Origin of the sequence: Klebsiella sp. RIT-PI-d, from assembly GCF_001187865.1 — a bacterium.
Lineage (GTDB): Bacteria > Pseudomonadota > Gammaproteobacteria > Enterobacterales > Enterobacteriaceae > Superficieibacter.
The window spans coordinates 660,766-686,397 of the sequence record NZ_LGIT01000009.1 but is presented as its reverse complement, the minus strand read 5'-3'; the positions used below and the strand labels follow the sequence as shown (position 1 = coordinate 686,397).

The following is a 25,632-nucleotide window of genomic DNA, read 5'->3' as shown; positions in this document are numbered from 1 at the left end:
GCTGCTTCTGGCTTATTTCCTGCTATTTTATTCTGCCGCGGAAAAAACACGTGAGTAAAGATGGGTAAAACCGATATGCCGTCAGGCTTTGATTTTCTATTATCTTTGCTAATTACATCTGTCATAAGAGAGTGACTCATGGATCGTTTTATTACTACCTCACGCGAGCATTCATCGCTGTTGAGTACCCACAAAGTATTGCGTAATACCTATTTTCTGTTGAGCCTGACGCTGGCATTTTCTGCCATCACCGCTACGGCCAGCACGGTACTGAATCTGCCATCGCCGGGGCTTATCCTGACGCTGGTCGGTATGTACGGCTTAATGTTTCTGACCTATAAGCTGGCGAATAAGCCTTCTGGTATCCTGGCGGCTTTCGCCTTTACCGGTTTCCTTGGCTATATTCTCGGTCCTATCCTTAATGCCTACCTTTCCGCCGGTATGGGCGATGTGATTGGTATGGCGCTGGGCGGTACAGCACTGGTGTTCTTCTGCTGTTCTGCATATGTGCTGACCACCCGTAAAGATATGTCCTTCCTCGGCGGTATGCTGATGGCAGGTATCGTGGTGGTTTTGGTGGGAATGGTCGCCAATATCTTCCTGCAGCTTCCGGCTCTGCATCTGGCAATTAGCGCCGTATTTATTCTGATCTCCTCCGGGGCTATCCTGTATGAGACCAGCAATATTATTCGCGGCGGTGAAACGAACTACATCCGTGCAACCGTCAGCCTGTATGTGTCGCTGTATAACATCTTTATCAGCTTGCTGAGCATTCTGGGCTTCGCCAGCCGCGATTAACCGGTCATCAGCTGTACTCCAGGCCCCGCTTATGCGGGGCTTTGTTTTTTGCTACACTGCCGCCAGTTTACTGACGTTGTGAAAAATTATGCTGAACTTTGCAGGCCGTGAAATTGAAACCGATAGCGATGGCTATCTGAAAGATACCCAGCAGTGGAGTGAAGAACTCGCTGAAGCAATTGCTGAACACGAAGGTATTACGCTTTGTGCAGAACACTGGGAAGTGGTGCGATTTGTCCGCGCATTTTATCTTGAATTTAATACCTCACCGGCGATTCGGATGCTGGTAAAAGCGATGGCGAACACCTTCGGTGAAGAAAAAGGTAACAGTCGCTATCTCTATCGCCTGTTTCCGAAAGGCCCGGCTAAGCAGGCAACAAAAATTGCTGGCCTGCCTAAACCGGTGAAGTGCATTTAATAGCGGATGGTGAAGCGCGTCCATGCCGGATCGCCCTGAGAAGGTTCGGTGAGAACCTTCTCCACGCTGGCGCTACGCGGCCCTCCCGCTTTCAGCCACTGAAGTAGCTGTTCGACAGGCTCGCTTTCGCCGCAGGCCACCACTTCGACACTGCCATCATCCAGATTACGCGCATAGCCGGTTAATCCCAGTTTCTGCGCTTCATGCTGAGTGGTATAGCGGAATCCGACGCCCTGCACTCTGCCGTAGACCCAGCATTTTATGCAGCGAGCCGATTTTTCATCAGACATAGAAACCTCACCGTTTTCAAACCTTAGCTTCAGTTTAACAGCAGATGCCGTGGTGTAGGATAGCGAAAAGGGTTTCTCTTAACGCGTTGCATTTCCTCTGTGAACTCGGGAAAATGCGCCCCATTCCTCTCTTTGACAGAAAAGTGAACTATGAGTGTACGTTTAGTATTAGCAAAAGGGCGTGAGAAATCACTGCTGCGCCGCCATCCGTGGATTTTCTCCGGTGCGGTATCCCGCATGGAAGGAAAAGCAAGTCAGGGTGAAACCATTGATATCGTTGATCATCAGGGTAAATGGCTGGCACGGGGCGCGTATTCCCCCGATTCGCAGATCCGCGCCCGCGTCTGGACTTTCGATCCGCAGGAGTCAGTGGACATCGACTTTTTTATTCGTCGTCTGCAACGCGCGCAAACCTGGCGTGACTGGCTGGCAAAGCGCGACGGTCTGAATGCATGGCGACTGATTGCCGGTGAATCTGACGGCCTGCCCGGCGTAACCATTGACCGCTTTGGCGATTTTCTGGTGTTGCAACTGCTGAGTGCCGGGGCAGAATATCAGCGCGCGCCGCTGATCTCCGCTCTCCAGACTCTGTGGCCGGAATGCGCGATTTACGATCGCAGCGATGTAGCAGTGCGTAAAAAGGAAGGACTGGAATTGACTCAGGGACCGGTTACCGGCGAACAACCGCCCGCCCTGCTCCCTATCCAGGAACACGGTATGCAACTGCTGGTGGATATCAAAGCGGGTCATAAAACCGGCTATTATCTCGATCAGCGCGACAGCCGTCTGGCAACGCGTCGCTATGTAGAAGATGCGCGCGTTCTGAACTGTTTTTCCTATACCGGGGGGTTTGCGGTATCCGCATTGATGGGTGGCTGTCGTCAGGTTATCAGCGTTGATACCTCTCAGGAAGCGCTGGACGTGGCCAAACAGAACGTTGAGTTAAACCAGCTCGACCTCAGTAAAGCCGAGTTTGTGCGCGATGACGTATTCAAACTGCTGCGTAAATACCGTGATAACGGCGAAAAATTTGACGTCATCGTCATGGACCCGCCGAAATTTGTCGAAAATAAAAGCCAGTTACAGGGTGCCTGCCGCGGCTACAAAGATATCAATATGCTGGCGATCCAGCTGCTTAATCCCGGCGGCGTGCTGCTGACCTTCTCCTGTTCTGGACTGATGACCACCGATTTATTCCAGAAAATTGTTGCCGATGCCGCTATAGATGCCGGACGTGATATACAATTTATAGAGCAGTTCCGTCAGGCCGCCGATCACCCGGTGATCGCAACCTATCCGGAAGGACTCTATCTAAAAGGGTTTGCCTGTCGCATCATGTAACTTGAAAAATGGGAAAGTAACCTTACATAGACTGTAGCGATATTTTTCCTCAGGAGGTGACAATGATTGCCAGCAAATACGGCATTGGTCAGCAGGTACGCCACAACCTGCTGGGTTATCTGGGCGTTATCGTGGATGTGGATGCCGAATATTCCCTCGACGAACCTGCTCCGGAGGAACTTGAGGTGACTGACGAATTACGTGCCGCGCCCTGGTACCATGTTGTGATGGAAGATGACAGCGGACAACCTGTTCATACCTATCTTGCTGAAGCACAGCTTAGCGGCGAGATGCTTAAAGAGCATCCCGAACAACCGTCTATGGACGAACTGGCCCGGACAATCCGTCGCCAGCTCCAGGCGCCCAGACTTTGTCACTAACCAGTACGACGTAATCTGTTAAAAAGCCCGTCGGGAAACCGACGGGCTTTTATTTTATTTCGCCAGTCCCAGGCGGGGGATCTCAATGGCCGGGCAGCGGTCCATAACCACGTTTAACCCGGCATCACTCGCCAGCACTGCCGCCTGTTCATTAATGACGCCAAGCTGCAACCATAGTGTTTTTGCGCCTACAGCAATAGCCTCCTGCGCCACGCCCCACGCGGCTTCTGAATTGCGAAATACATCGACCATATCAATGGCCTCCGGCACATCAGCCAGAGAGGCGTAGCCCTGCTGACCCAGCAGCGTTTTGCCTGCCACTTTGGGCGACACCGGAATAACGTGATATCCCTGGTCCAGCAGATATTTCATGACCCGATAGCTGGGACGTTCAGGTTTATCGCTCGCGCCGACCAGCGCGATAGTACGTGTTGATGTCAGAATGCCTGCAATATCGTGCTCTTTCATCTTTTCCTCCGGGCAGTTTCAGCCAGTGTACGATAATCCTGGCAGAGCCACCACCAAACCCACCAGCGGGCGATGTCTGAAAATCGCCGTCATTGCATAATTCACATTTTTTGACGCTATCATTTGCAGGCGCAGCGACTTTCAGTACTCTGTAAGCAAACTACTTCAGGGATATTTATCATGGAACTTACAACACGCTCGCTTCCACCGCGCAAACATATCGCGCTGGTAGCGCACGATCACTGCAAATCAATGCTGATGAAATGGGTGGAGCGTCATCAGCCTTTGCTTTCACAACATATTTTGTATGCCACCGGCACGACGGGAAACCTTATTCAGCGGGCAACCGGACTTGAGGTTAATGCGATGCTGAGCGGCCCAATGGGCGGCGATCAGCAGGTTGGCGCGCTGATTTCTGAGGGCAAAATTGACGTACTGATTTTTCTCTGGGATCCGCTAAATGCCGTGCCGCATGACCCGGATGTTAAAGCGCTGCTGCGTCTGGCAACGGTATGGAATATTCCGGTTGCCACCAATGTTTCGACCGCCGATTTTATTATTCAGTCGCCGCAGTTTAGTGACAGCATTGATATTCTAATCCCGGATTATCAACGCTATCTTGCAGAACGCCTGAAATAAGGCTGGCTCAGGGTTTGCACGCGACCGGTACATCAAGCTGTTTTAGCGTTTCGACAAAACGGGATGGCCGGTCCTGATCAAATAATAGCCAAACCCGCTGTCGCGCCCGGGTGATTGCCACGTACAGCAGACGTCTCTCCTCTGCATCCGGGAAATCTTCCGGCTGCGGAAGTAGCGCCTGTTCCATAATCGACTCGCGCGCTGGCGCAGGAAACCCCTCCAGCCCTTCCTGAAGCCCCAAAACGATCGCGTAATCAGCCTGCTGTCCTTTACTGGCATGGATGGTCATAAAAGCCAGGTTCAAATTTGGCCACCGCGTTTTGGCTTTTTCCAGCACGGCCGGTTTCAGATAGTGATAACGCGCCAGCAGCAGGATCTGCTCTTCGGGCCGGACATAGCCGCTGAGCTTATCCAGTAGCGCATCCAGATGTTGCCCGGCGATAAGAGTAACCGCTTTTTTGTCACCGGCTTGCAGACTGTTAAGCGGCTTTTTAAGCTGGTGCGGGTTTTGCTGAATAAACCGGTTGGCAATTTCACCAATCCGCCCGTTAAAGCGGTAGGTGGTATCCAGCGCGCAGCGTTCGCCTTCGCCAAAATAATCGTTGAACGCCGTGGTCAAGGACATCTGCGCCCCGCTAAACCGGTAGATAGCCTGCCAGTCATCCCCGACGGCAAAGAGAGTGGTTTGCGAATTTTGTTTACGCAGGGCGGCCAGCAGTGCGGCTCGTTGCGGTGAGATATCCTGAAACTCATCGACCAGAATGTGCTTCCACGGGCTGACAAAACGCCCTTTCTCCAGCACATTAATGGCCTGGTGAATTAATCCTGAAAAATCCACCGCATTCTCCGCTTTCAGCGCCGTCTTCCACGCCTTCAGCAAGGGAGACATAAGCTTAATACGCCGACTAAAGAGATCACGTACCTCCTCAGGTGCAGAGCTAATCATCTCTGCCTGTGCACCGCCGTGCATACGCATCAGGCTCACCCAGCGATCAAGGCGGCTTCCCATCCGTCGCAGCAGGCTTCTGTCATCCCAGAAATTGCCTTCCGGTAGACTCCAGCCCATTTCATCTTCCAGCCACTGTCGCCAGCCTTTGGCCTGCGCTTTTTTTTCCTGACACTGTTGTTGCCACACGTCGGTAAACAGTTTCTGACGGGCGGTGGCATCATTTTCCAGCACGCTGACCGCGGGCACTTTTTTACTGCTCTGGCGAATAATATGCAGCGCCAGAGAATGGAAAGTGCGGGCAGAAATATCATCCGTCTGCAATCGCTCGCGGATACGCTCGTCCATCTCCTCCGCTGCTTTACGACCAAATGCCAGCAGGAGAATTTGATCGGCGGCCGCCTCGCCGCGCTCAATCAACCAGCCGGCGCGGGCCACCAGCACGGACGTTTTACCGCTGCCCGCGCCGGCCAGGACCAGCAAGGAGGGTTCACCGTTGACCACCGCCCGCGCCTGTGCGGGATTCAGCGGAGAGCTTTCAACCTGCGCGAAAAAGTCAGCATACTGTTTAAGCATTGCTTTAGTGAAAACCTGATTATGCGCCTGTCTGGATCGCTCGCTGTCTTTTAACCACGCCTGGCACTGTTGCCACGCATCGCGACAGTTTTCAAAGCTTTCAAGCCGATAAACAGGGAGCGGCAGAGCCTCAAGGGCGTGGCGGATATGGATCTGAAGCCCCTGCGTCTGTTGACGCGTTAACCACTTGCCATCATCGCTGCGGCGGGCAATCTCATCAAGCTGCTGGTTTAACACCTGCGCGGCAATCTCACTCATTTGTGCGCTCCAGGCGTCCCACAAAGAAATAAGATGAGCATGAAAGCGCTGCGTTTCGCTCCACTCCGTACCGTGCAGGCGCACCACTTTATTTTCCGGTAGCATAAATTCCAGTTCACCCCACACCAGGCCCCGCTTGCAGGTAACGGAAACTAACTGATTGAAAGGGATAATATATTCGTGACGCTCTCCGGACACCTTAACCCCGGCGTGCAACATCTCCGCCCGGTCATAAGGATGCTGCGCCATGCGTTTACCCAGCGATGTGGCTTTTAGTTCCATGCGACGTTCAACCCTGACAATACCTGTTATCACCCAGTTTAACCGTCAGATACCAGGTGCTCCAGCCAAAAAAACGGTACAATCACCGGGAATGATTATTCCCCTGATTTTATTGAGGCTGTATGCGCACTGTTTTGAATATCCTCAACTTTGTTTTGGGAAGCGTTCAGTCGACCCTCTGCTGGCCTGCAACCTCATTTTTAGTACAGGATCGTTAACGCTATGCTAAGCCCTCTGATCCGTCGCTGTCTCGGTAACAGCGTCTGGCTTTACAACGTCAGAATTTTCATCGCCCTGTGCGGGACCGTCTCAGTGCCGTGGTGGTTAGGCGAGGTAAAACTCACCATCCCGCTCACGCTGGGCGTGGTGGCTGCGGCACTGGCCGACCTGGACGATCGGCTTACCGGTCGCCTGCGTAATCTTGCCATTACGCTGGTGAGTTTTTTTATCGCCTCGGCATCGGTCGAATTGTTATTCGACTGGCCGTGGCTATTTGCCATCGGGTTAACTATTTCAACCAGCAGCTTTATCCTGTTAGGTGGACTGGGCCCGCGCTATGCGACCATCGCCTTTGGCGCATTGCTCATCGCTATCTATACCATGCTTGGTACATCGCTCTATGAGCACTGGTATCAGCAACCGCTTCTGCTGCTGGCGGGAGCGGTATGGTACAACTTGCTCACGTTAAGCGGGCACCTGATTTTTCCTATCCGCCCGCTACAGGATAATCTTGCCCGCAGTTATGAGCAGCTTGCACACTATCTTGAGTTAAAGTCGAGGCTGTTCGATCCCGATATTGAAGAAGACAGCCAGGCACCCATGTACGATCTGGCGCTGGCAAACGGACAGCTGGTGACGACCTTAAACCAGACTAAAGCTTCACTTCTGACGCGTCTGCGCGGCGATCGTGGGCAACGCGGGACGCGGCAGACGCTGCACTACTATTTTGTTGCACAAGATATTCATGAACGTGCCAGCTCCTCTCATATTCAGTATCAAACCCTGCGCGACAGCTTTCGTTATAGCGATGTGATGTTCCGTTTTCAGCGTCTGCTCTCAATGCAGGCCCAGGCCTGTCAACACCTTGCCCAGGCCATTCGTCTGCGCACGCCCTGGCAACACGATCCGCGTTTTGAAAAGGTATTTATCCACCTTGATGCGGCACTCGATCGGGTGCGGGCTTCAGGCGTACCGGATGAGCAAGTTAAAGCGCTGGGATTTTTGCTCAATAATTTGCGAGCCATAGATGCACAGCTGGCGACGATTGAGTCCGGTCAGCCGCAGGGGCAACACAGCGAGACTGAAAATCTGCTGGCCGACGACAGTCTGCACGGTTTTAGCGATATACGTACACGACTTGCGCGTAACTTTACGCCAGAATCTGCCCTGTTCCGCCATGCGGTACGTATGTCGCTGGTACTGTGCGGGGGATACGCGTTGATCCAGTTTACCGGTATGCACCACGGTTACTGGATACTGCTCACCAGTCTGTTCGTTTGCCAGCCTAACTATAATGCCACCCGTCATCGGCTGGCACTGCGCGTTATTGGTACTCTGGTGGGTGTGGCAATCGGATTACCGGTTCTGTTCTTTGTGCCGTCAATTGAAGGACAACTGGTGCTTATCGTTGTGACAGGCGTGCTGTTCTTCGCCTTCCGCAACGTGCAGTATGCCCATGCGACCATGTTTATTACACTGCTGGTACTGTTGTGTTTTAACCTGCTCGGTGAAGGATTTGAAGTGGCCCTGCCGCGCATTATAGATACGCTTATCGGCTGCGCTATTGCCTGGGCGGCAGTAAGCTTTATCTGGCCCGACTGGCGGTTTCGCAACCTTCCACGCGTCCTGGATCAGGCAATTAACGCCAACTGTCGCTATCTCGACGCTATCCTCGAGCAGTATCACCAGGGCCGGGACAACCGTCTTGCCTACCGCATCGCGCGCAGAGATGCCTATAACCGTAACGCTGAACTGGCTTCGGTGGTTTCGAACATGTCGACGGAGCCTAACACTTCGGCTGAGATGCGGGAGAGTGCGTTTCGCCTGCTGTGCCTGAACCATACCTTTACCAGCTATATCTCAGCGCTGGGCGCGCACCGTGAAAAGTTAAACAATGAAAACGTGCTGGCGCTACTGGATGATGCAGTGTGTTATGTCGATGATGCCTTTCATCACGCTCCTGACGATGCGCCACGTGTCCGCCAGGCGCTGGACGAACTCAGCGAACGTATTCATCATCTTGAGCCATACACCCAAAGCAGCGAGCCGCTGGTTCTGCAGCAAATCGGGCTGCTCATCGCAATGTTGCCGGAAATTAGCCATCTGCAGCAGCAGGTTACACCGCCTTCGGCATAGTCGCGTCGCCCTCCTGCATAACATGCAGCAGGAGGGCGGAGGCCGCTATCTCACTACCTCATATCGGGGTGCTGGTAAACAATTATGCCATTCCGTCAACTGTTGCCGTCTTTGTGGCGACAGCCTGGCTTCATGCATTCCGGCAATGGCCCCTTCAAGCGCATAAAGAAGCCTGACAGAAAGCGACGTTTTCTTTTCCCTGATTTTAAGCCATGCCAGTTCCGCTCCCAGGGCGCGTAACTCCTCCTGAGTGCCGATCCCTGCCTCCATCAACAATATTTCAAGGTGGAACGTGATATTCGGCAGATCTTTTAGCCTCTTAACCCTCCCGCGCCGGGCTTTTTCGAGGCGTGCTGCCTGAAGAGAAAATGAGCTGAGATGCAAAAGGGTTTGCCGGTCGCTCCACAGCGTTTCATCGACCCGGTAATAGTTCAGTAATACAGGGCGGCCTCTTTTGTGCAGCGTCAGTAGTGGCGTGGGATGATTTACACGATAGGGTGCGCTTTGTTCACATACACGTAGATATAAATCCCCTTCCGCTACCATGGCAAACACCGTGTCATCTATCGCCAGACTGTATCCACCAAAGAGCGCCCGGTAGTGAACCGGTCCAAGCGGAGAGAGATATTCTTGCGACTGATAAATCCGTTTGTATGAGATATTGCTCATGATTAATCCTTATAAATCATGTATATAAAATATATATATTACTAACGGATCCGCTAATCAGGAAAATAGGCAACTTCGTGCCTGACAGCAACATGAATTTTGCAATCGGTCAAAATGGCGTTCAAATTTGCGAGTTGCTTTCAGAAAATGAGGTTGATCTTTATACGCAGCAGAGTTACTGTATATATATACAGTAACCATCAGGGCTGGATTAATTATGTACACTTCACGTCATGCAAATCGCACACCGTCTTCATTTTCGAAAACCTCTACTGCAAGTGTCTATTCTGCAACGGAGCAGTGCTCTACGGGTTTGATAAGCGAAATTGTCTATCGGGAAGACCAGCCCATGATGACGCAACTCTTGTTGTTGCCGCTGCTACAGCAGTTAGGCCAACAGTCGCGCTGGCAGCTCTGGCTCACGCCACAGCAAAAACTCAGCCGGGAATGGGTTCAATCAGCCGGGCTTCCGTTAACGAAATTGATGCAAATTAGCCAGATGCCACCGTGCAATACACTGGCCGCTATGATTCGTGCATTACGCACCGGAAACTACAGCGTGGTAATTGGCTGGTTGTCGGAAGAATTGACCCCCGAAGAGTATTCTCTTCTGGCAAAGGCGGCAGAGGAAGGTCATGCAATGGGGTTTATTATGCGTCCCATTCAGGGGGACAATCGTAGCGGCAGACATTCTGATGCGCTAAAAATTCACTCAAATTTGTATCATTAGTCGCAATTAAGATTTTTCCTGGTAAATATTTTAAACTTTCGGCAACCTTTTTATTGTACTGGCAAATTTAGCGTCAATGCTTGTCTGGTGCGGTCTCAGGCGGCATGGACCGACGAAAAATGACACACGAATGTTTCACAATGTGTCCGACAGCCTTTTTTTTTCATATGCCTGACAGAGTTCACACTTGTAAGTTTCCAACTACGTTGTAGACTTTACATCGCCAGGGGTGCTCGTCTTAAGCCGTTAATAACGGCGGCGTATTCAACAAGTCGCGCCCCCGGTGAAGGATTTAACCGTGAGTTTCTTTGAATATTCATGGCGATTTTGGATGATAACGAGGCGCAAAAAATGAAAAAGACAGCTATCGCGATTGCAGTGGCACTGGTTGGCTTCGCTACCGTAGCGCAGGCCGCTCCGAAAGACGAAACCTGGTACACTGGTGCTAAACTGGGCTGGTCCCAGTATCATGACACCGGGTTTATCCCGAATGACGGCCCAACCCGTGATGACCAGCTTGGCGCTGGTGCGTTCGGTGGCTACCAGGTTAACCCGTACGTTGGTTTCGAACTGGGTTACGACTGGTTAGGCCGTATGGCTTATAAAGGCGGCAATGTAAACGGTGCTTTCAAAGCACAGGGCATTCAGCTGACCACCAAACTGAGCTACCCAGTAGCTGACGATCTGGACGTTTATACTCGTCTGGGTGGTATGGTATGGCGTGCAGATGCTAAAGCTCAGTCTCGCGTAAGCGGCGACACCTTCAAAGATCACGATACTGGCGTTTCTCCGGTATTCGCTGGTGGTGTTGAGTGGGCTGTTACTCGTGATGTTGCTACCCGTCTGGAATACCAGTGGACCAACAACATTGGCGACGCTAACACCGTTGGTACTCGTCCGGACAACGGCCTGCTGAGCTTAGGTGTTTCCTACCGCTTTGGTCAGCAGGAAGACGCGGCACCGGTAGTTGCACCGGCTCCGGCTCCGGCTCCAGAAGTACAGACCAAACACTTTACCCTGAAGTCTGACGTACTGTTCAACTTCAACAAAGCTACCCTGAAGCCGGAAGGCCAGCAGGCGCTGGATCAGATGTACTCTCAGCTGAGCAACCTGGATCCGAAAGACGGTTCTGTTGTGGTTCTGGGCTTCACCGACCGTATCGGTTCTGACGCTTACAACCAGGGCCTGTCCGAGAAACGTGCTCAGTCTGTTGTTGACTACCTGATCTCTAAAGGTATCCCGGCTAACAAAATCTCCGCACGTGGTATGGGCGAATCTAACCCAGTTACCGGCAACACCTGTGACAACGTGAAAGCACGCGCTGCACTGATCGATTGCCTGGCACCGGATCGTCGCGTTGAGATCGAAGTTAAAGGTATCAAAGACGTTGTAACTCAGCCGCAGGCTTAAGTTTATCGTCTAATAAAAAACCCCGCGATGCGGGGTTTTTTTATGTCTTCAGATTGAGTAAACGTTATTCTTTGCCCAACATCGCCTTCAGGTCGCTTTTCAGGCTGCTCATGCGCGTTGCATATTTCTCTTTGTTTTCGGCATCCTCGATCAGCTGAACAATGGTTTCGGACAGGGTTTTTCCGCGTCGTTGAGCCAGTCCCGCCAGACGCTGCCAGACAGCAAACTCCAGATCGATAGATTTTTTACGCGTATGCTGATGTTCAGCATTAAAATGCCGTTTACGCCGGGCACGGATAGTCTGCTTCATGCGGTTCAACAACGCCGGATTGATGTGCTGCTCAATCCAGGCAGTAACCTGAACCGGTTCATTTTCGAGTTTTAGCAGTGCGTCGACAGCCTCTCTGGCCGCGCTGGTTTCGATGTAGCGGGTGATCAGCTCCCCCTCCCGGTGCTTTTTCACCAGGTACTTCCACTTCCAGCCGCTCTCAAGGTTTTCGAGTTGTTGATATTTCATCGCGATCTCAATGTGACCGTGTAACTCATTCAGGATAACAGTTTTTTTGCATTGTGCTGAGCACAAATCGCAGACCGTAATCAAAATGCGTTTTCCCAGACGTTGGTTATCTATTATCCGTGTGCTCATCTGTCTCATGCGGTATAATCTCGCGCTTTGAATCTGACTAAAAAATATCGACTTTGACCATAAATAAACTTGCCTGGCGCGATCTTACACCTGATACCGAAAGCTATCAGACCGTGTTCGCACTGCCAGATTTCGCATCTGAAGACGATACGCTGTTAAGCGGCACTCAGGACCGTCTGCTCTATGCGTTTGAGCAGTTGCTTCGTCCGCTGTCGGTATCTCCCTTTATGCTGGTGAAAGCACCAGAAGAAACAGAATATCTGCATCTGCTGACGACTACCGCTCAGGCGCTCTATCCTACATCAGAGCAATTGACCGGCGTTCGCTATCAGATTGAGCGCCAACATATTACTCTGCAACCAGCGCAATCCTTGCAGGATAACTTTGCCAGCACTGGCCAAATCATTTGTGCCGACTGGGTTGAAGCCGAACAGCTTTTTGGCTGTGTTCGCCAGTTTAATGGCGAAGTCACTCTGCATCCGGGCCTGGTACATCAGGCAAACGGTGGCGTGCTGATTGTCTCTCTTCGCACCCTTCTGGCTCAGCCGCTGCTGTGGATGCGGCTGAAAATGATTGTCGCCCTCCAGCGCTTTGACTGGGTTGCCTTTGATGAATCGCGCCCGCTGCCGGTTAGCGTCCCGTCAATGCCGCTCTCATTAAAGGTTATCCTGATTGGCGAGCGTGATTCGCTGGCTGATTTCCAGGAAATGGAGCCGGAGATTGCCGCCAACGCTATTTACAGCGAGTTTGAAGATAACTTTCAGGTTGCCGATGCGGAAGATATGCAGCAGTGGTGCGGATGGGTCCACCAGGTTGCTGGCTACTATCAGCTACCGATGCCGGGCGCAGATGCATGGCCGTTTTTTGTCCGTGAAGCCGTCAGATACACTGGCGATCGCGACACGCTACCGCTCTGCCCGTTATGGATAGCGCGTCAGCTTCGCGAGGCTGCGGCATTTACCGGGGAAACCACCTTTAACGCTGAGCAGCTTCAGGCGATGCTGTCCCAGCGTGAATGGCGTGAAGGCTTCCTTGCCGAACGAATTCAGGATGAGATCCTGCTTGAGCAGGTGTTGATTGAAACCGAGGGTGGACAAGTTGGACAGATCAACGCCCTGTCGGTGATCGAATTTCCGGGACATCCTCGCGCCTTTGGTGAACCTTCACGTATTAGCTGCGTGGTGCATGTGGGTGATGGCGAGTTTACCGATATCGAGCGTAAAGCAGACCTGGGCGGTAACATCCATGCCAAAGGCATGATGATCATGCAGGCGTTTTTGATGACCGAGCTTGAACTCGATCAGCAAATTCCCTTCTCTGCCTCGCTGACATTTGAACAATCTTATAGCGAGGTTGACGGCGACAGCGCCTCGCTGGCCGAGCTTTGCGCGCTGATTAGCGCCCTGGCTAACGCGCCCATTAATCAAAGTCTGGCGATTACCGGCTCGGTCGATCAGTTTGGTCGTGTTCAGCCAGTCGGCGGACTCAATGAAAAAATCGAAGGCTTCTTTACGATTTGCCAGCAGCGCGGTCTGACGGGACATCAGGGCGTGATTATCCCTGCGGCTAATGTGCGTCATTTGAGTCTCGCCCAGTCGGTGTTAGACGCCGTTGAAGCAGAACAATTTTTCATTTGGGCAATTGATGATGTGACTGATGCCCTGCCTCTTCTGACTCAGATCCCATGGGACGATGAAGGGCAGACTTCACTCTTACAAACTATTCAGGAACGGATAGCACAGGCTAATCAGCCGGACGTACGTCATCGCTATCCCTGGCCGTTACGCTGGCTCAATGGTTCAGGTTCCAACTGATCGGACTTGTTCAGCGTACACGTGTTAGCTATCCTGCGTGCTTCACTAAAATAAGGCTTACTGAGAACATGGTAGATAAACGCGAATCCTATACTAAAGAAGACCTCCTGGCCTCTGGTCGCGGTGAACTATTTGGCGCTAAAGGCCCGCAGTTACCTGCACCTCAAATGCTGATGATGGACCGTGTCGTAAAAATGACAGAAAAAGGTGGCCACTATCACAAAGGCTATGTGGAAGCAGAGCTGGATATCAATCCGGATCTGTGGTTCTTCGGCTGTCACTTTATTGGCGATCCGGTGATGCCAGGATGCCTGGGTCTCGACGCAATGTGGCAGCTGGTAGGGTTCTATCTCGGCTGGCTCGGCGGTGAAGGTAAAGGCCGCGCGCTGGGTGTGGGCGAAGTGAAATTTACCGGTCAGATCCTGCCTACTGCGAAAAAAGTTACCTACCGTATTCACTTCAAACGTGTCATTAACCGTCGTCTGGTAATGGGTCTGGCAGATGGTGAAGTGCTGGTTGACGGGCATCTGATTTATGAGGCAAAAGATCTGAAAGTGGGCCTGTTCCAGGATACGACTGCTTTCTAACATGTTGTCAGGCGAAACCTCCGCGCGGCGGAGGTTTCTCTTCTAAAGAGACAGAATCAGGCTGCCATTACGGCCCTGTCCTCCATGGCCTCTCGCCAGCCTCCAAGCCAGTACGATCTCTGATTCAGCGCCTGATAGGGGCAAAGTTCTTTTGAGCGTCCGGCAATACCTGCCTGATACCCTCTTTGATGTGCCCGTTCCAGGCGATCTCGTTTTTGTCTCTTCATGCCTCGTTTCCCTCATCGTTTGGTCTGGTGGAAAAGAAAACAGTGATTACAAAACGCGCAACCACAGGTAACGAATACCGCGAAAAAAGCTGAGCGTCAATGCGCAAATTTCATACCGATGTCATAATTGTGAAGTAAGCAGAGTTTCATTTGTATGAAATTTGTGAGCCATCGCGGGTAACGGCCTGATGATAAAAACAAAAAAAACCGTATCGCCAGCGTGCACGATACGGCTTTATGATGATTAATTTTACTTATGGCAAGCGTTTAATCTCGCTGGCAATCGCCAGCGCTTCCTGATCCCAGGCTTTCGCCAGCATTTTCACCATCTCATCATATCCATCTTTCTGCTGCGCCAGTTCAATATGGAACGGTCGCTTGATTATCTGATCTTTATGGTTGAGCAGCCATTCACCGCTGACAATAACGTGACCATCATAGCGTCCCTGGAAGCCAGTCACCGTCACGTTCAGCGTATCCTGCTCACTGCCCAATGGCTGAGAGGCGACAACCCAGCCCGGAAGCTGATTGCTCAGGTTTGCTACCAGCGTAGTACGCAGTTGTTGATCCAGCGGGCTGGCCCACAGATTACTGTTAGCAATCACGTACTGCACATCCGTAGTCTGGTAAACCACGCCGTTTCCGGCGAGGTAGTCCGGTACGTTAACCTGCTCTACCCACAATAACCGGTTGCCCTGGCTGGCAACGCTTTGCGTTAACAGCTGCGATGAGGGCAGTTGATACCAGGTTTTGCTCTCTTCACTGCTGCTGCACGCGGTTAATGCCAGTGCCATCATAACCATCAGCCACTTTTTCATTGTTTTGCCCTCTTCGGCTCAGGATCTTTTTTGCTTTTCGCTTCAAAGACCAGCGCATTGCTTTTATCGTTCAGCGTTTTCAGTACTGGTTGCAGCTCACGTAATACCTGATCCAGACGCTGCATGTCGCCGACCATTTTGTTATAGGCTGCAGAGCCTGGCTGGAAGCCCTGCATACTTCGATTCAGCTCACGCAGCGTTTTCTGCATATCCGCCGGAAGCTCCTGAGCTGACTGGCTGGCGGTCAGCTTGTTGAGATTATCCAGCGTCGTTTGCAGGCGGCGCAGCGTCTGCTGGCTTTCCGTCAGCGTATTGGTGGCCTGCTGAAGCATTGGGTTAAGCGGCAGGTTATTAATCTTATCCAGGGTATCCATCAGACGCTGCTGGATCTGCGCCAGTCCACCGCTTTCGGTTGGGATAACCTTAAAGCCGCCGAATTCACGTATGCCCGTTACCGGCGTGGCTTTTGGATAAAAATCCATATCCACGTACAGCGCACCGGTCACCAGGTTACCGGTTTTAAGCGAGCCACGCAGACCGCGTTTCAGCAGATCTTCCAGATGTCCTGCAACATTCGGATCTTCACCTAATTGCTTAGCCAGACGTTCAGGTTCGATGCGGATCAGGACCGGAATACGGTAATCGGTATTCAGTGCCTGACGCAGACCCGGAACAAAGAATGGCACCTCACCCACGGTTCCCAGACGAATACCGCGGAATTCAACCGGCGCGCCGGGTTGCAGGCCACGGATTGAGTCTTTAAAGAACATCAGGTAGTCGATGTGATCGGTATACAAAGATTCCTGAATATTTTTCTGGCTGTCATACAGATTAAATTCACTTTTTTCCGCTACCGGCTGGCCCAGATCCAGTCCGTCAGGGACGTCAAAACTTACGCCGCCGCTAAACAGCGTCGTCAGCGACCCCATTTCGACGCGCATACCTGATGAGTTGAGATCGACGGCGATCCCACTGTCTTTCCAGAAGCGCACATTACTGGTGACCAGGCGGTCATTCGGCGCATTGATAAACAGTTGATAGCTGATAGCGCGCTTTTGCGGATCGAAAGTGCTGGTCTCAACCGATCCAACCCGATAACCGCGGAACAGAACCGGATCGCCGGGACTGAGCTGGCCGGCTTTTTTACTGTCGAGGATCACGCGAATGCCTTTGGCATCCGGCGGCGCAAGTGGAGGAGAATCAAGCAATTCATAGCGCTCGGGCTCAGTGCCTTTTTTGCCCGGCTGTAGCTCAATATACGCGCCAGAAAGCAGCGTTCCAAGGCCGCTGATGCCTTCCCTGTCGACCTGCGGTTTCACCACCCAGAATACGGAGTCCTCATGCAGCAGTTTTTCCATGCCGGCATTAAGACGAGCCTTAACCTCAACATGCGTGAGATCGTCAGTAAGGATAGCGCTTTCAACCACGCCAACGTTCACGCTGCGGCTTTTAATGGTGGTTTTACCGCCTTCAATACCCTCAGCGTTGGTGGTGATGAGCGTGACGACCGGCCCCTGATGGCTGTAATGATAAAACAGGATCCATGCGCCAATCAGCGCGGTGACGATAGGAAATATCCACACCGGGGACCAGTTCTTCACCTTTGTAACCTGGGCCTCGCCCTTTTTCGTTTCCATGTTATAACGATTCCTCATGGCTGCTTTCCGGCTCGCGATCCCAGGATAAACGCGGATCGAAGATCATTGCCGAGAACATGGTCATTATCACCACCAGCGCAAACATGAGCGCGCCCATAGCAGGATAAATATTCATAAGTCCCCCCATGCGCACCAGCGCAGAGAGGACCGCGATAACAAATACATCAATCATCGACCAGCGGCCAACGAACTCTACCACTTCGTAAATCAGGTGCATTCTTTCACGATCGCGCTGACCGTGGCCTTTGGCATCCCAGCAGAGCCAGGCAATAGCAATCATCTTTAACGTCGGTACCATAATACTGGCTATAAAAATGACCCCCGCTACCGGATACGAGCCTTCACTCCACAGCAGGACCACGCCGGCGAGAATGGTCGAAGGCATTTTATCGCCCAGCAGATCGGTTATCATAATCGGCAGGATATTGGCCGGCAGATAGAGCAGAATCGAGGTAACCAGAAGCGCCATCGTCCATTGCAGACTATTTTTACGCCGTACGTGCCCATGAGAGTGGCAACGCGGACACACTTTTTGGTCGGCAGGCAAAATCGCCGTGCAGCAGGTACACGAGCGCAGGCCCTGACGTATTCCCGTAGTGCCCGGCTGCAAAGGCTGTGCTACCGACGGCATGGGTTCGATATCATCCCATAGCCAGCGGCGATCTACGCACTGAAAAGCCCGCAGTTGCACAATACAAAACAGGCACCACGGAATAAAACTGCTGCCCACGCCAATATCGCCGTAGGCCATCAGTTTAACAAAGCTCACCAGAACGCCGGCGAGAAAAATTTCCGCCATCCCCCAGTTTTTAAGCTGAAACAGCACCCGGGCCAGCATGCGCCTGAGGGTTTCCGGAATGTCTGCCCGATTGACCAGCAGGAGGATAGTGAACAGGCAAAACGCCGGGACCAGCTGGACGAAGACGATAAAAAAGGTGCCCAGACTGGCGTAATTTTCAGCGAACATGACGCGTGGGATCGCCAGCAGCGTCACTTCACTTTTGACACCCGCCACGTTCATATTGACGAAAGGGAACAAGTTTGACAGCAAGAGCATAAACAGCGCCACCAGCGCATAGGCTGTCGGGCGCTGTCGCGGCGCAAACCATTCAGTCGTCAGGGTCGTATCGCAACGTGGGCACGTCGCTTTATGACCGTGCGCCAGCGGCGGTAGGGCCACCAGCAAATCACACTGCGGACACAAAATATGTCGCGCAGCATGATGGCTATCACACATACACGCTCCTCGGGTTATGCGCCGTTTTTGAGCGCTTCCAGATATTCCCAACGCTCAAATGCTTCTTCGAGAGCCAGCTCAGCTGCGGCCATGTCGGCCAGCACTTTCTGCGTGCGATCGTGCGGCTGGTTGAAGAACGTGGCGTCAGCAACCTGCGCCTGAAGTGATTCAAGATTGCTCTCCAGCGTTTCCAGCTTCTGCGGTAGCTGTTCAAGTTCACGCTGTAGGTTATAGCTTAATTTACCGCCACTGCGCTTAACATTTTCCGCTTTTGCCGCGACGGGTTCCGGCGTTTTATTGCTGGCAACCCCTTTTTGCGCCTGAGATTGCGCCTGCTGCCCGCGCGCATCGTGATATCCGCCGACGTAACAGCCAATCTTGCCGTTACCTTCGAAGATCCAGCATTCTGTGACGGTGTTATCAACAAACTGACGATCGTGACTTACCAGTAATACGGTGCCCTGATAACCGTCGATCAACTCTTCCAGCAGCTCCAGCGTTTCGACATCAAGGTCGTTGGTCGGTTCGTCGAGGATCAATAAATTACTTGGCTTGAGGAACAACCGTGCCAGCAGCAGACGGTTACGTTCACCGCCGGACAGGGCCCGCACCGGCGTCATCGCCCGCTTCGGATGGAACAGGAAGTCCTGCAGATAGCCGAGAACGTGGCGCGGCTTACCGTTGACCATGACCTCCTGTTTACCTTCTGCCAGATTGTCCATTACCGTTTTATCAGGATCCAGCTCTGCACGATGCTGGTCAAAGTAGGCAACTTCGAGTTTAGTGCCGACGTGTACCCGCCCGCTGTCGGCCTTAAGCTGACCGAGCATCAGTTTTAACAGCGTGGTTTTACCACAGCCGTTAGGACCAATTAAGGCAATTTTGTCGCTGCGCTGTACCTGGGAGGAGAAATCCCGTACCAGCACTTTGCCATCAACCTGGTAGTTTGCATTCTCAATTTCGAAGACGATTTTCCCTGAGCGGGTGGCCTCTTCAACCTGCATCTTCGCGCTGCCCATCACTTCACGACGCGCGCTGCGCTCGTTGCGCATGGCTTTAAGGGCGCGTACGCGGCCTTCATTACGCGTACGACGCGCTTTAATGCCCTGACGGATCCATACCTCTTCCAGCGCCAGCTTGCGGTCAAACTCCGCATTCTGTAACTCTTCAACGCGCAGCGCTTCTTCTTTTTCCAGCAGGTACTGATCGTAGTTGCCCGGATACGTCACCAGCTTGCCACGGTCCAAATCGACAATACGGGTCGCCATATTGCGAATAAATGAACGGTCGTGCGAAATAAAGATAATCGTACCGTTAAACGTTTTGAGGAATCCTTCCAGCCAGTCGATAGTTTCGATATCCAGGTGGTTAGTCGGCTCGTCAAGCAGCAGAACGCGCGGCCCGCTGACCAGCGCCCGACCTAAAGCGGCTTTACGCAGCCAGCCGCCGGAAAGAGAAGCCAGCTCGGTATCAGCCTCCAGTCCTAACTGAGCCAGCACCTCATTAATACGATTTTCCAGCTGCCACAACCCGTGATGATCCAGCAGATCCTGCACTTTTGCCAGCTCTTGCAGGTTCTTATCGCTCGGATCGGTCATCACCAGATGAGAAATATCATGATAGCGCTTAAGATAAACCGCCTGCTCTTCGATACCTTCAGAAACGAAATCGTACACGCTGCCTTGTACGTTGCGCGGGGGATCCTGCTGCAGGCGAGCGATGATCAGATCCTGTTCATAGACAATGCGACCGTCGTCCAGCCCCTGTTCACGATTAAGAATTTTCATGAGCGTCGACTTGCCGGCGCCGTTACGGCCTACCAGACAAACGCGTTCGTTATCTTCGATATGCAGTTCTGCGTTATCCAGCAGCGGCGAGTCGCTAAATGACAGCCATGCACCGTGCATACTGATTAATGACATTTATTTTTCCTTTCAGGCTGCAGTGATCAGCCAGCAGTTATGTATCTGACGGTTGCGGGCAAAATCCTGCGACAGCGTTTTTTGGGTGATCTCGTGTGCTTTCAGCCCCAGTTCAGCCAGTCCGTCGTTATCCATGCGGAAACCGCGCTTGTTGTTGGAGAACATGATCGTGCCGCCTTTGCGCAGCAGGCGTTTAAGATCGCGCATCAGACGCAGATGATCGCGCTGCACATCAAACGTTTCTTCCATTCGTTTAGAGTTGGAGAAGGTAGGCGGATCGATAAAGATCAGATCAAATTGCTCGTCAGTTTCGGCCAGCCATCCCAGTACATCGGCCTGCATCAGACGATGCTGACGTCCGGTCAGGCCGTTTAGTCGCAGATTCCGCTCGGCCCATTCGAGATAGGTACGTGACATATCAACCGTTGTGGTCGAGCGTGCGCCGCCAAGACCTGCGTGAACGCTGGCGCTGCCGGTATAGGAGAACAGGTTCAGGAAATCTTTACCCTTACTCATCTGACCCAGCATCCGGCGGGCAATACGGTGATCGAGGAACAGGCCGGTATCAAGATAATCGGTGAGGTTGACCCAAAGCCGGGCGTTGTATTCACCAACCTCAATGAAATCACCCTTCTCGCTCAGTTTTTGATACTGATTTTTGCCCTTCTGCCGCTCACGGGTTTTAAGGACCAGCTTGTTCGGAGCCATCTCCAGCACCGAGAGGGTCGCCGCGATAATATCAAACAGACGCTGACGCGCTTTATGTTCATCGATGGTTTTCGGTGCCGCATACTCCTGAATGACGATCCACTCGCCGTAGCGATCGACCGCCACGTTATATTCCGGCAGATCGGCATCATACAGGCGATAGCATTCAATCCCTTCCTGACGCGCCCACTTCTCCAGTTTCTTGACGTTTTTACGCAGGCGGTTAGCATAATCTTCTGCCACCGTCGCCGGTTTGCTGTCACTCGTTGTTTCGGCAAGGTGATAATTTTTCTGCACGCAGTCCAGCGGGCCGTTTTTGGCTTTGAACTGACGGTCAGCGCGCAGTTGTAGACAGTTAAGCAGATCCGGGGAAGCGCTGAACATAGACAGGTTCCAGCCGCCAAACTGGTTTTTCATGCAGCGACCCAGCAGGCTGTGCAGCGCAATGAGTGCCGGTTCGCTTTCCAGACGCTCGCCGTAAGGCGGGTTGCTGATCACCGTGCCGTAAGGCCCTTTTGGCAGCGGATTAGTGAGCTGGGCGACATCTTTTACGTCAAAGGAGATCAGTTCGCCTACCCCTGCGCGACGGGCGTTGCTGCGCGCTCGCTCGATCACCCGGCCATCAACGTCCGAGCCATAAAATTGTGAACCATAATCGGCAAGCCCCTGACGAGCGCGGGTTTGCGCCTCGGCTTTGACCTCTTGCCATAACGCATCATCATGCTGTGCCCAGCCGCCAAAGCCCCAGTGTCCGCGATGCAGTCCCGGTGCACGATCGGTTGCCAGCATCGCCGCTTCGATTAATAAGGTGCCGGAGCCGCACATCGGGTCCAGCAGTGGTGTTCCCGGCTGCCAGCCTGAGCGCATAACGATAGCCGCCGCGAGGTTTTCTTTAATTGGCGCAATGCCGGTACGATCGCGATAGCCGCGCAAGTGCAGACCTTCTCCGCTTAGATCGAGAGAAATATGGGCCGTTTCTTTATTCAGCCAGACGTTGATGCGCAAATCCGGTAATTCACGGTCGACGTTTGGGCGCGGCAAATTTTTGCGCGTGAAGGCATCAACGATGGCATCTTTCACTTTCAGCGCCCCGTACTGGCTGTTACGGATACTGTCATTAAGCCCGCTAAAATGAACCGCGAAAGTGGCATCCGGGTTGAACATTTCGGTCCACGGAATGGTTTGTACGCCAAGATAGAGGTCGAGATCGCTGTAAACGCTGCATTCTCCGAGCGGCATCATGATGCGCGACGCCAGACGACTCCACATCAGGCTTTGATATAAGAGCCGCGCGTCCCCCTCAAAGTGGACACCACCCTGAACCACCTGGCAATTTACCGCACCAAGTCCTTCGAGTTCAGTTTTTAACAGCTCTTCCAGCCCACGGGCCGTACTGGCAAACAGAGAATTCATATCGTCACTTTTACTCTAATAAAATTGCTGCGCATTATAGCCAATCTCAACGCTATGTCATAAAGTTGAGGGCTTATTTTCATGTATTTAAGGGACAGGTTGTGGCCACGTTATCCAGACTTTTCATTCATCCGGTTAAATCCATGCGTGGTATTGGCCTGACACATGCCTTTGCGGATATCAGCGGCATGGCATTTGACCGAAACTTTATGATCGCTGAGCCTGATGGCACCTTCATTACTGCCCGTCAATTTCCACAAATGGTTCGCTTCACTCCTGCGCCCCTGCATGACGGGCTTCATCTTACCGCACCAGACGGCAGTAGCGCCCAGGTTCGCTTCGCTGATTTTTCGACGCAGGGCCAACCAACTGAAGTATGGGGAAATCATTTTACCGCACTCGTCGCTCCCGGGGAAATTAACCGCTGGCTTTCGACGTTCTTTGGCCGCGATGTGCAGTTACGCTGGACAGGCGCGCAACCAACGCGGCGCGTAGCGCGCTTTGACGATGTGCCGCTTTCCTTTGCCGACGGCTTTCCGTTCCTGCTGACCAGCGAAGCCTCGCTACGTGATGTTCAGAGCCGCTGCCGCGCCGGAGTAAAAATGGAGCAATTTCGCCCTAACCTGGTGGTGGCGGGAACTCAACCGTGGGAAGAAGATACCTGGAAAACCATTCGTATTGGCGACGTGGTTTTCGATATCGTCAAGCCCTGTAGTCGCTGTGTGCTGACCACGGTCAGCCCGGAACGCGGTCACAAACACCCTTCCGGCGAGCCGCTGGCAACATTACAAACGTTTCGTACCGCAGACAATGGCGACGTCGACTTTGGACAAAATTTGATTGCCCGTAATAGCGGAGTCATCCGCGCAGGTGATGAAATAACCGTTCTTGCCACCGGTCCTGCCAGATCCTATGGTGCAGGCGAGGCGTACGAAAATATCACGCCTCAACAGCAGGCTGATGCGACGGTAGCGATTGACTGGCAGGGGCAAACGTTTAGCGGCAATAATCAGCAAATCTTGCTGGAGCAGCTTGAACAACAGGGGATTCGCATCCCTTACTCATGTCGCGCCGGGCTGTGCGGGCGCTGTCGTATTCAGCTGGTAGAGGGAGAAGTGAACGAATTACGGAAAGGGGCCGTCGCGCAGGACGGAACCATCCTGTGCTGCAGCTGCGTGCCTAAAACGTCAATCCGCCTGAAAAATTAAACGGCGTGCTCCAGATAGCTGGCCACGCAGTCGATTTGGCGGAGTCTGTCGTTCATAACTTTAATGGCGTCTCCCAGCTGCATGGCGCGCCCGGCAATCATTACGCCGGGTTGAGCAACCAGGCACAGCGCAGCGTTATCGCCAGCTTCAACCACCAGTAAATTTACCTGCTCTCGCGAGTCGCTAAGCCATACGCAGGCGGCATCGCCCATGGCTGGCGTCCAGCGTGAGGAATGGGAGGTAAAGTGCCAGCTCTTCGGCATTTGCGGTTTCAGGAAACGAATGGCGACCAGAGCGTTAAGTACCAGTTCAGCCCGGTGCTCTTTGGTGAGGTGGAGATCGCGACATTTCTCTTCGAATGAAAAATACAGTGCAGCATCATCAACACAAAAGCCGGAGGATTCGAAAGCATCTGGCGTAAGCATCCGTCGGGAAAAGCGAGAACGAAAAAGCATACCGTTCGCTAAGTCGAGCATCATGCGATCGTGCTCATCATCGAAATACCAGCGCCAGTTATCGTCAGGTTTAATACGCATCAGGTTCCTGTCCCCTTCAGATTTACATTTCGGCATTGTCCTTTGCCGCTTCGTTTGTTGCCTCAATAATAAAAGACCAGAACGTTCAAATAAGCAACAAGAGGGGGGAATATAAAACAACCAGGGCTGAAAATAAAGCCCTGGCAGGTCACAAAACGTAAGATTAAAGGTGAGAAATGATGTCTTTAATCAGCGGAGGGCCTTTAAAGATAAATCCGGAGTAGATTTGTACCAGAGACGCACCTGCCGCCATTTTCTCGCGGGCAGCCATTACTGAATCAATACCGCCAACACCAATAATAGGTAATTGTCCTTTTAATTCAGCCGCCAGCATACGAATAATTTCAGTACTCTTTAACTGTAATGGCCGGCCGCTTAACCCGCCGCTTTCATCACAATTTCTCATGCCCTGAACGAGAGAGCGATCCAGGGTGGTATTAGTGGCAATAACGCCGTCAATATTATGGCGAAGCAGACTATCTGCGACCTGAATCAGTTCTTCCGCAGTCAAATCTGGGGCAATTTTCACCGCTACCGGAACATATTTGTGGTGCCTGGCCTGAAGATCGTTTTGCTTATTTTTTATCGCTGTTAATAAATCATCCAGCGCTTCACCGTATTGCAGCGTGCGCAGGCCAGGCGTATTTGGAGAAGAAATATTAATCGCAATATAACCGGCATAGGCATAGACTTTTTCCATACAAATCAGATAGTCATCCTTGCCATTTTCAACTGGCGTATCTTTATTTTTGCCGATATTAATCCCCAGCACGCCATCAAAATGGGCTTTTTTAACGTTCTCAACCAGATTATCGACGCCGAGATTATTAAAGCCCATACGGTTAATCAGGCCTTCAGCCTCGACGAGACGAAAGATACGCGGCTTGTCGTTGCCAGGCTGAGGACGCGGCGTGACCGTGCCGATTTCTATCGATCCGAAGCCCATGGCCCCCAGCGCATCAATACATTCACCATTTTTATCCAGTCCGGCAGCGAGGCCAAGAGGATTTTTAAAGGTTAGCCCCATACAGGTTACCGGCTTGTGCGGCACCTTTTGACGTACCAGCGCTTCGAACGGTGTACCCGACAGGCGGCGTAATTGCTGAAAGGTAAATTCATGGGCGCGCTCTGGATCGAGCTGGAAAAGGGCTTTACGAACGAAGGGGTAGTACATGAACTCTCCTGGATTCCCGGTGTGCAAACCGGGGGCGTATTATGGGTGATAACCTGACGAAAGGGAATTGACCTGCGGCAAAAAATGACCGTTTATACGCAAACGTTTTCTTTTCTCCGTTTCG

The 25,632-nt window shown here is 52.4% G+C and carries 24 protein-coding genes; 11 read left to right on the top strand and 13 right to left on the bottom strand.

Annotation, left to right across the window (positions count from 1 at the left end):
* Positions 1-138 precede the first annotated feature (138 nt).
* Both yccA and tusE read left to right on the top strand, forming a co-directional pair.
* Positions 139-798 carry an FtsH protease modulator YccA gene (gene yccA, locus AC791_RS09775; RefSeq protein WP_049840264.1) on the top strand — a complete coding sequence of 220 codons (660 nt, stop codon included), beginning with the start codon at positions 139-141 and terminating at the stop codon, positions 796-798.
* Positions 799-886: 88 nt separating this feature from the next.
* Entirely contained in the window at positions 887-1,216 is a 330-nt protein-coding gene (tusE, locus tag AC791_RS09770; protein ID WP_049840263.1) for a sulfurtransferase TusE, read from the top strand.
* On the opposite strand, the gene yccX is transcribed toward tusE, so the two are convergent.
* Positions 1,213-1,506, bottom strand: a complete 294-nt coding sequence (gene yccX, locus AC791_RS09765) for an acylphosphatase (protein ID WP_049840262.1) — start codon at positions 1,504-1,506, stop codon at positions 1,213-1,215. The genes tusE and yccX overlap by 4 nt on opposite strands.
* A gap of 150 nt (positions 1,507-1,656) precedes the next feature.
* Between yccX and rlmI the strand changes: the two genes are divergently transcribed.
* A complete protein-coding gene (rlmI, locus tag AC791_RS09760; protein WP_049840261.1) occupies positions 1,657-2,847 on the top strand; it encodes a 23S rRNA (cytosine(1962)-C(5))-methyltransferase RlmI in 1,191 nt (396 codons plus the stop codon).
* A 62-nt stretch (positions 2,848-2,909) separates the two neighbouring features.
* Complete coding sequence (gene hspQ / locus AC791_RS09755; protein WP_049840260.1) at positions 2,910-3,227, top strand: heat shock protein HspQ; 318 nt, start codon at positions 2,910-2,912, stop codon at positions 3,225-3,227.
* Between the two features lie 54 nt (positions 3,228-3,281).
* On the opposite strand, the gene AC791_RS09750 is transcribed toward hspQ, so the two are convergent.
* A complete protein-coding gene (locus AC791_RS09750; protein WP_049840259.1) occupies positions 3,282-3,695 on the bottom strand; it encodes a CoA-binding protein in 414 nt (137 codons plus the stop codon).
* 180 nt (positions 3,696-3,875) lie between these two features.
* Between AC791_RS09750 and mgsA the strand changes: the two genes are divergently transcribed.
* Entirely contained in the window at positions 3,876-4,334 is a 459-nt protein-coding gene (gene mgsA, locus AC791_RS09745; RefSeq protein WP_049840258.1) for a methylglyoxal synthase, read from the top strand.
* Positions 4,335-4,341: 7 nt separating this feature from the next.
* Here mgsA and helD read toward each other — a convergent pair whose 3' ends face one another.
* Positions 4,342-6,396: a DNA helicase IV gene (helD, locus tag AC791_RS09740; protein WP_049840257.1), complete on the bottom strand. Its 2,055-nt coding sequence runs from the start codon at positions 6,394-6,396 to the stop codon at positions 4,342-4,344.
* 222 nt (positions 6,397-6,618) lie between these two features.
* Here helD and yccS point away from each other — a divergent pair, with 222 nt between their 5' ends.
* Positions 6,619-8,751 (top strand): YccS family putative transporter, encoded by a 2,133-nt coding sequence (gene yccS / locus AC791_RS09735; protein WP_049840256.1) that lies wholly within the window; start codon positions 6,619-6,621, stop codon positions 8,749-8,751.
* 45 nt (positions 8,752-8,796) lie between these two features.
* On the opposite strand, the gene AC791_RS09730 is transcribed toward yccS, so the two are convergent.
* Positions 8,797-9,420: a TfoX/Sxy family DNA transformation protein gene (locus tag AC791_RS09730; protein WP_049840255.1), complete on the bottom strand. Its 624-nt coding sequence runs from the start codon at positions 9,418-9,420 to the stop codon at positions 8,797-8,799.
* A 217-nt stretch (positions 9,421-9,637) separates the two neighbouring features.
* Here AC791_RS09730 and sulA point away from each other — a divergent pair, with 217 nt between their 5' ends.
* Complete coding sequence (gene sulA, locus AC791_RS09725) at positions 9,638-10,150, top strand: SOS-induced cell division inhibitor SulA (RefSeq protein ID WP_049840254.1); 513 nt, start codon at positions 9,638-9,640, stop codon at positions 10,148-10,150.
* Positions 10,151-10,501: 351 nt separating this feature from the next.
* The gene (gene ompA, locus AC791_RS09720) at positions 10,502-11,560 is read left to right on the top strand and encodes a porin OmpA (RefSeq protein ID WP_148677785.1); all 1,059 of its coding nucleotides are present in this window, start codon (positions 10,502-10,504) and stop codon (positions 11,558-11,560) included.
* 64 nt (positions 11,561-11,624) lie between these two features.
* Here the strand turns inward: ompA and matP are convergent, their stop codons facing one another.
* Positions 11,625-12,077 (bottom strand): macrodomain Ter protein MatP, encoded by a 453-nt coding sequence (matP, locus tag AC791_RS09715; RefSeq protein WP_049841582.1) that lies wholly within the window; start codon positions 12,075-12,077, stop codon positions 11,625-11,627.
* A 182-nt stretch (positions 12,078-12,259) separates the two neighbouring features.
* On the opposite strand from matP, the gene AC791_RS09710 reads away from it, so the two are divergent.
* Together AC791_RS09710 and fabA are read left to right on the top strand one after the other, a co-directional pair.
* Complete coding sequence (locus AC791_RS09710; protein ID WP_049840252.1) at positions 12,260-14,020, top strand: AAA family ATPase; 1,761 nt, start codon at positions 12,260-12,262, stop codon at positions 14,018-14,020.
* A 68-nt stretch (positions 14,021-14,088) separates the two neighbouring features.
* Complete coding sequence (gene fabA, locus AC791_RS09705) at positions 14,089-14,607, top strand: bifunctional 3-hydroxydecanoyl-ACP dehydratase/trans-2-decenoyl-ACP isomerase (RefSeq protein ID WP_049840251.1); 519 nt, start codon at positions 14,089-14,091, stop codon at positions 14,605-14,607.
* A gap of 56 nt (positions 14,608-14,663) precedes the next feature.
* On the opposite strand, the gene rmf is transcribed toward fabA, so the two are convergent.
* The 6 genes from rmf to rlmKL all read right to left on the bottom strand — a co-directional run bounded on the left by rmf (position 14,664) and on the right by rlmKL (position 22,590).
* Complete coding sequence (gene rmf / locus AC791_RS09700) at positions 14,664-14,834, bottom strand: ribosome modulation factor (RefSeq protein WP_049840250.1); 171 nt, start codon at positions 14,832-14,834, stop codon at positions 14,664-14,666.
* A 254-nt stretch (positions 14,835-15,088) separates the two neighbouring features.
* The gene (gene pqiC, locus AC791_RS09695; protein ID WP_049840249.1) at positions 15,089-15,652 is read right to left on the bottom strand and encodes a membrane integrity-associated transporter subunit PqiC; all 564 of its coding nucleotides are present in this window, start codon (positions 15,650-15,652) and stop codon (positions 15,089-15,091) included.
* The gene (gene pqiB / locus AC791_RS09690) at positions 15,649-17,289 is read right to left on the bottom strand and encodes an intermembrane transport protein PqiB (protein ID WP_049840248.1); all 1,641 of its coding nucleotides are present in this window, start codon (positions 17,287-17,289) and stop codon (positions 15,649-15,651) included. The genes pqiC and pqiB overlap by 4 nt, the downstream gene beginning before the upstream one ends.
* Before the next feature lies 1 nt (position 17,290).
* On the bottom strand, positions 17,291-18,547 hold the full coding sequence (gene pqiA / locus AC791_RS09685) for a membrane integrity-associated transporter subunit PqiA (protein WP_049840247.1): 1,257 nt from the start codon (positions 18,545-18,547) through the stop codon (positions 17,291-17,293).
* Between the two features lie 14 nt (positions 18,548-18,561).
* Positions 18,562-20,469: an ABC transporter ATP-binding protein gene (locus AC791_RS09680; RefSeq protein ID WP_049840246.1), complete on the bottom strand. Its 1,908-nt coding sequence runs from the start codon at positions 20,467-20,469 to the stop codon at positions 18,562-18,564.
* Between the two features lie 12 nt (positions 20,470-20,481).
* Positions 20,482-22,590: a bifunctional 23S rRNA (guanine(2069)-N(7))-methyltransferase RlmK/23S rRNA (guanine(2445)-N(2))-methyltransferase RlmL gene (gene rlmKL / locus AC791_RS09675; protein ID WP_049840245.1), complete on the bottom strand. Its 2,109-nt coding sequence runs from the start codon at positions 22,588-22,590 to the stop codon at positions 20,482-20,484.
* Between the two features lie 101 nt (positions 22,591-22,691).
* Between rlmKL and AC791_RS09670 the strand changes: the two genes are divergently transcribed.
* On the top strand, positions 22,692-23,798 hold the full coding sequence (locus tag AC791_RS09670; protein ID WP_049840244.1) for a YcbX family protein: 1,107 nt from the start codon (positions 22,692-22,694) through the stop codon (positions 23,796-23,798).
* Here AC791_RS09670 and zapC read toward each other — a convergent pair.
* Together zapC and pyrD are read right to left on the bottom strand one after the other, a co-directional pair.
* Positions 23,795-24,334: a cell division protein ZapC gene (gene zapC, locus AC791_RS09665; protein WP_049840243.1), complete on the bottom strand. Its 540-nt coding sequence runs from the start codon at positions 24,332-24,334 to the stop codon at positions 23,795-23,797. The genes AC791_RS09670 and zapC overlap by 4 nt on opposite strands.
* Before the next feature lie 163 nt (positions 24,335-24,497).
* Positions 24,498-25,508 (bottom strand): quinone-dependent dihydroorotate dehydrogenase, encoded by a 1,011-nt coding sequence (pyrD, locus tag AC791_RS09660; RefSeq protein WP_049840242.1) that lies wholly within the window; start codon positions 25,506-25,508, stop codon positions 24,498-24,500.
* Positions 25,509-25,632: the final 124 nt, after the last annotated feature.

What these genes read in the sequence shown, in the direction of transcription:
- yccA (WP_049840264.1), top strand. Translation starts at nt 139, where the DNA reads ATGGATCGTTTTATTACTACCTCACGCGAGCATTCATCGCTGTTGAGT.
- tusE (WP_049840263.1), top strand. Translation starts at nt 887, where the DNA reads ATGCTGAACTTTGCAGGCCGTGAAATTGAAACCGATAGCGATGGCTAT.
- yccX (WP_049840262.1), bottom strand. Translation starts at nt 1,506, where the DNA reads ATGTCTGATGAAAAATCGGCTCGCTGCATAAAATGCTGGGTCTACGGC.
- rlmI (WP_049840261.1), top strand. Translation starts at nt 1,657, where the DNA reads ATGAGTGTACGTTTAGTATTAGCAAAAGGGCGTGAGAAATCACTGCTG.
- hspQ (WP_049840260.1), top strand. Translation starts at nt 2,910, where the DNA reads ATGATTGCCAGCAAATACGGCATTGGTCAGCAGGTACGCCACAACCTG.
- AC791_RS09750 (WP_049840259.1), bottom strand. Translation starts at nt 3,695, where the DNA reads ATGAAAGAGCACGATATTGCAGGCATTCTGACATCAACACGTACTATC.
- mgsA (WP_049840258.1), top strand. Translation starts at nt 3,876, where the DNA reads ATGGAACTTACAACACGCTCGCTTCCACCGCGCAAACATATCGCGCTG.
- helD (WP_049840257.1), bottom strand. Translation starts at nt 6,396, where the DNA reads ATGGAACTAAAAGCCACATCGCTGGGTAAACGCATGGCGCAGCATCCT.
- yccS (WP_049840256.1), top strand. Translation starts at nt 6,619, where the DNA reads ATGCTAAGCCCTCTGATCCGTCGCTGTCTCGGTAACAGCGTCTGGCTT.
- AC791_RS09730 (WP_049840255.1), bottom strand. Translation starts at nt 9,420, where the DNA reads ATGAGCAATATCTCATACAAACGGATTTATCAGTCGCAAGAATATCTC.
- sulA (WP_049840254.1), top strand. Translation starts at nt 9,638, where the DNA reads ATGTACACTTCACGTCATGCAAATCGCACACCGTCTTCATTTTCGAAA.
- ompA (WP_148677785.1), top strand. Translation starts at nt 10,502, where the DNA reads ATGAAAAAGACAGCTATCGCGATTGCAGTGGCACTGGTTGGCTTCGCT.
- matP (WP_049841582.1), bottom strand. Translation starts at nt 12,077, where the DNA reads ATGAAATATCAACAACTCGAAAACCTTGAGAGCGGCTGGAAGTGGAAG.
- fabA (WP_049840251.1), top strand. Translation starts at nt 14,089, where the DNA reads ATGGTAGATAAACGCGAATCCTATACTAAAGAAGACCTCCTGGCCTCT.
- rmf (WP_049840250.1), bottom strand. Translation starts at nt 14,834, where the DNA reads ATGAAGAGACAAAAACGAGATCGCCTGGAACGGGCACATCAAAGAGGG.
- pqiC (WP_049840249.1), bottom strand. Translation starts at nt 15,652, where the DNA reads ATGAAAAAGTGGCTGATGGTTATGATGGCACTGGCATTAACCGCGTGC.
- pqiB (WP_049840248.1), bottom strand. Translation starts at nt 17,289, where the DNA reads ATGGAAACGAAAAAGGGCGAGGCCCAGGTTACAAAGGTGAAGAACTGG.
- pqiA (WP_049840247.1), bottom strand. Translation starts at nt 18,547, where the DNA reads ATGTGTGATAGCCATCATGCTGCGCGACATATTTTGTGTCCGCAGTGT.
- AC791_RS09680 (WP_049840246.1), bottom strand. Translation starts at nt 20,469, where the DNA reads ATGTCATTAATCAGTATGCACGGTGCATGGCTGTCATTTAGCGACTCG.
- rlmKL (WP_049840245.1), bottom strand. Translation starts at nt 22,590, where the DNA reads ATGAATTCTCTGTTTGCCAGTACGGCCCGTGGGCTGGAAGAGCTGTTA.
- zapC (WP_049840243.1), bottom strand. Translation starts at nt 24,334, where the DNA reads ATGCGTATTAAACCTGACGATAACTGGCGCTGGTATTTCGATGATGAG.
- pyrD (WP_049840242.1), bottom strand. Translation starts at nt 25,508, where the DNA reads ATGTACTACCCCTTCGTTCGTAAAGCCCTTTTCCAGCTCGATCCAGAG.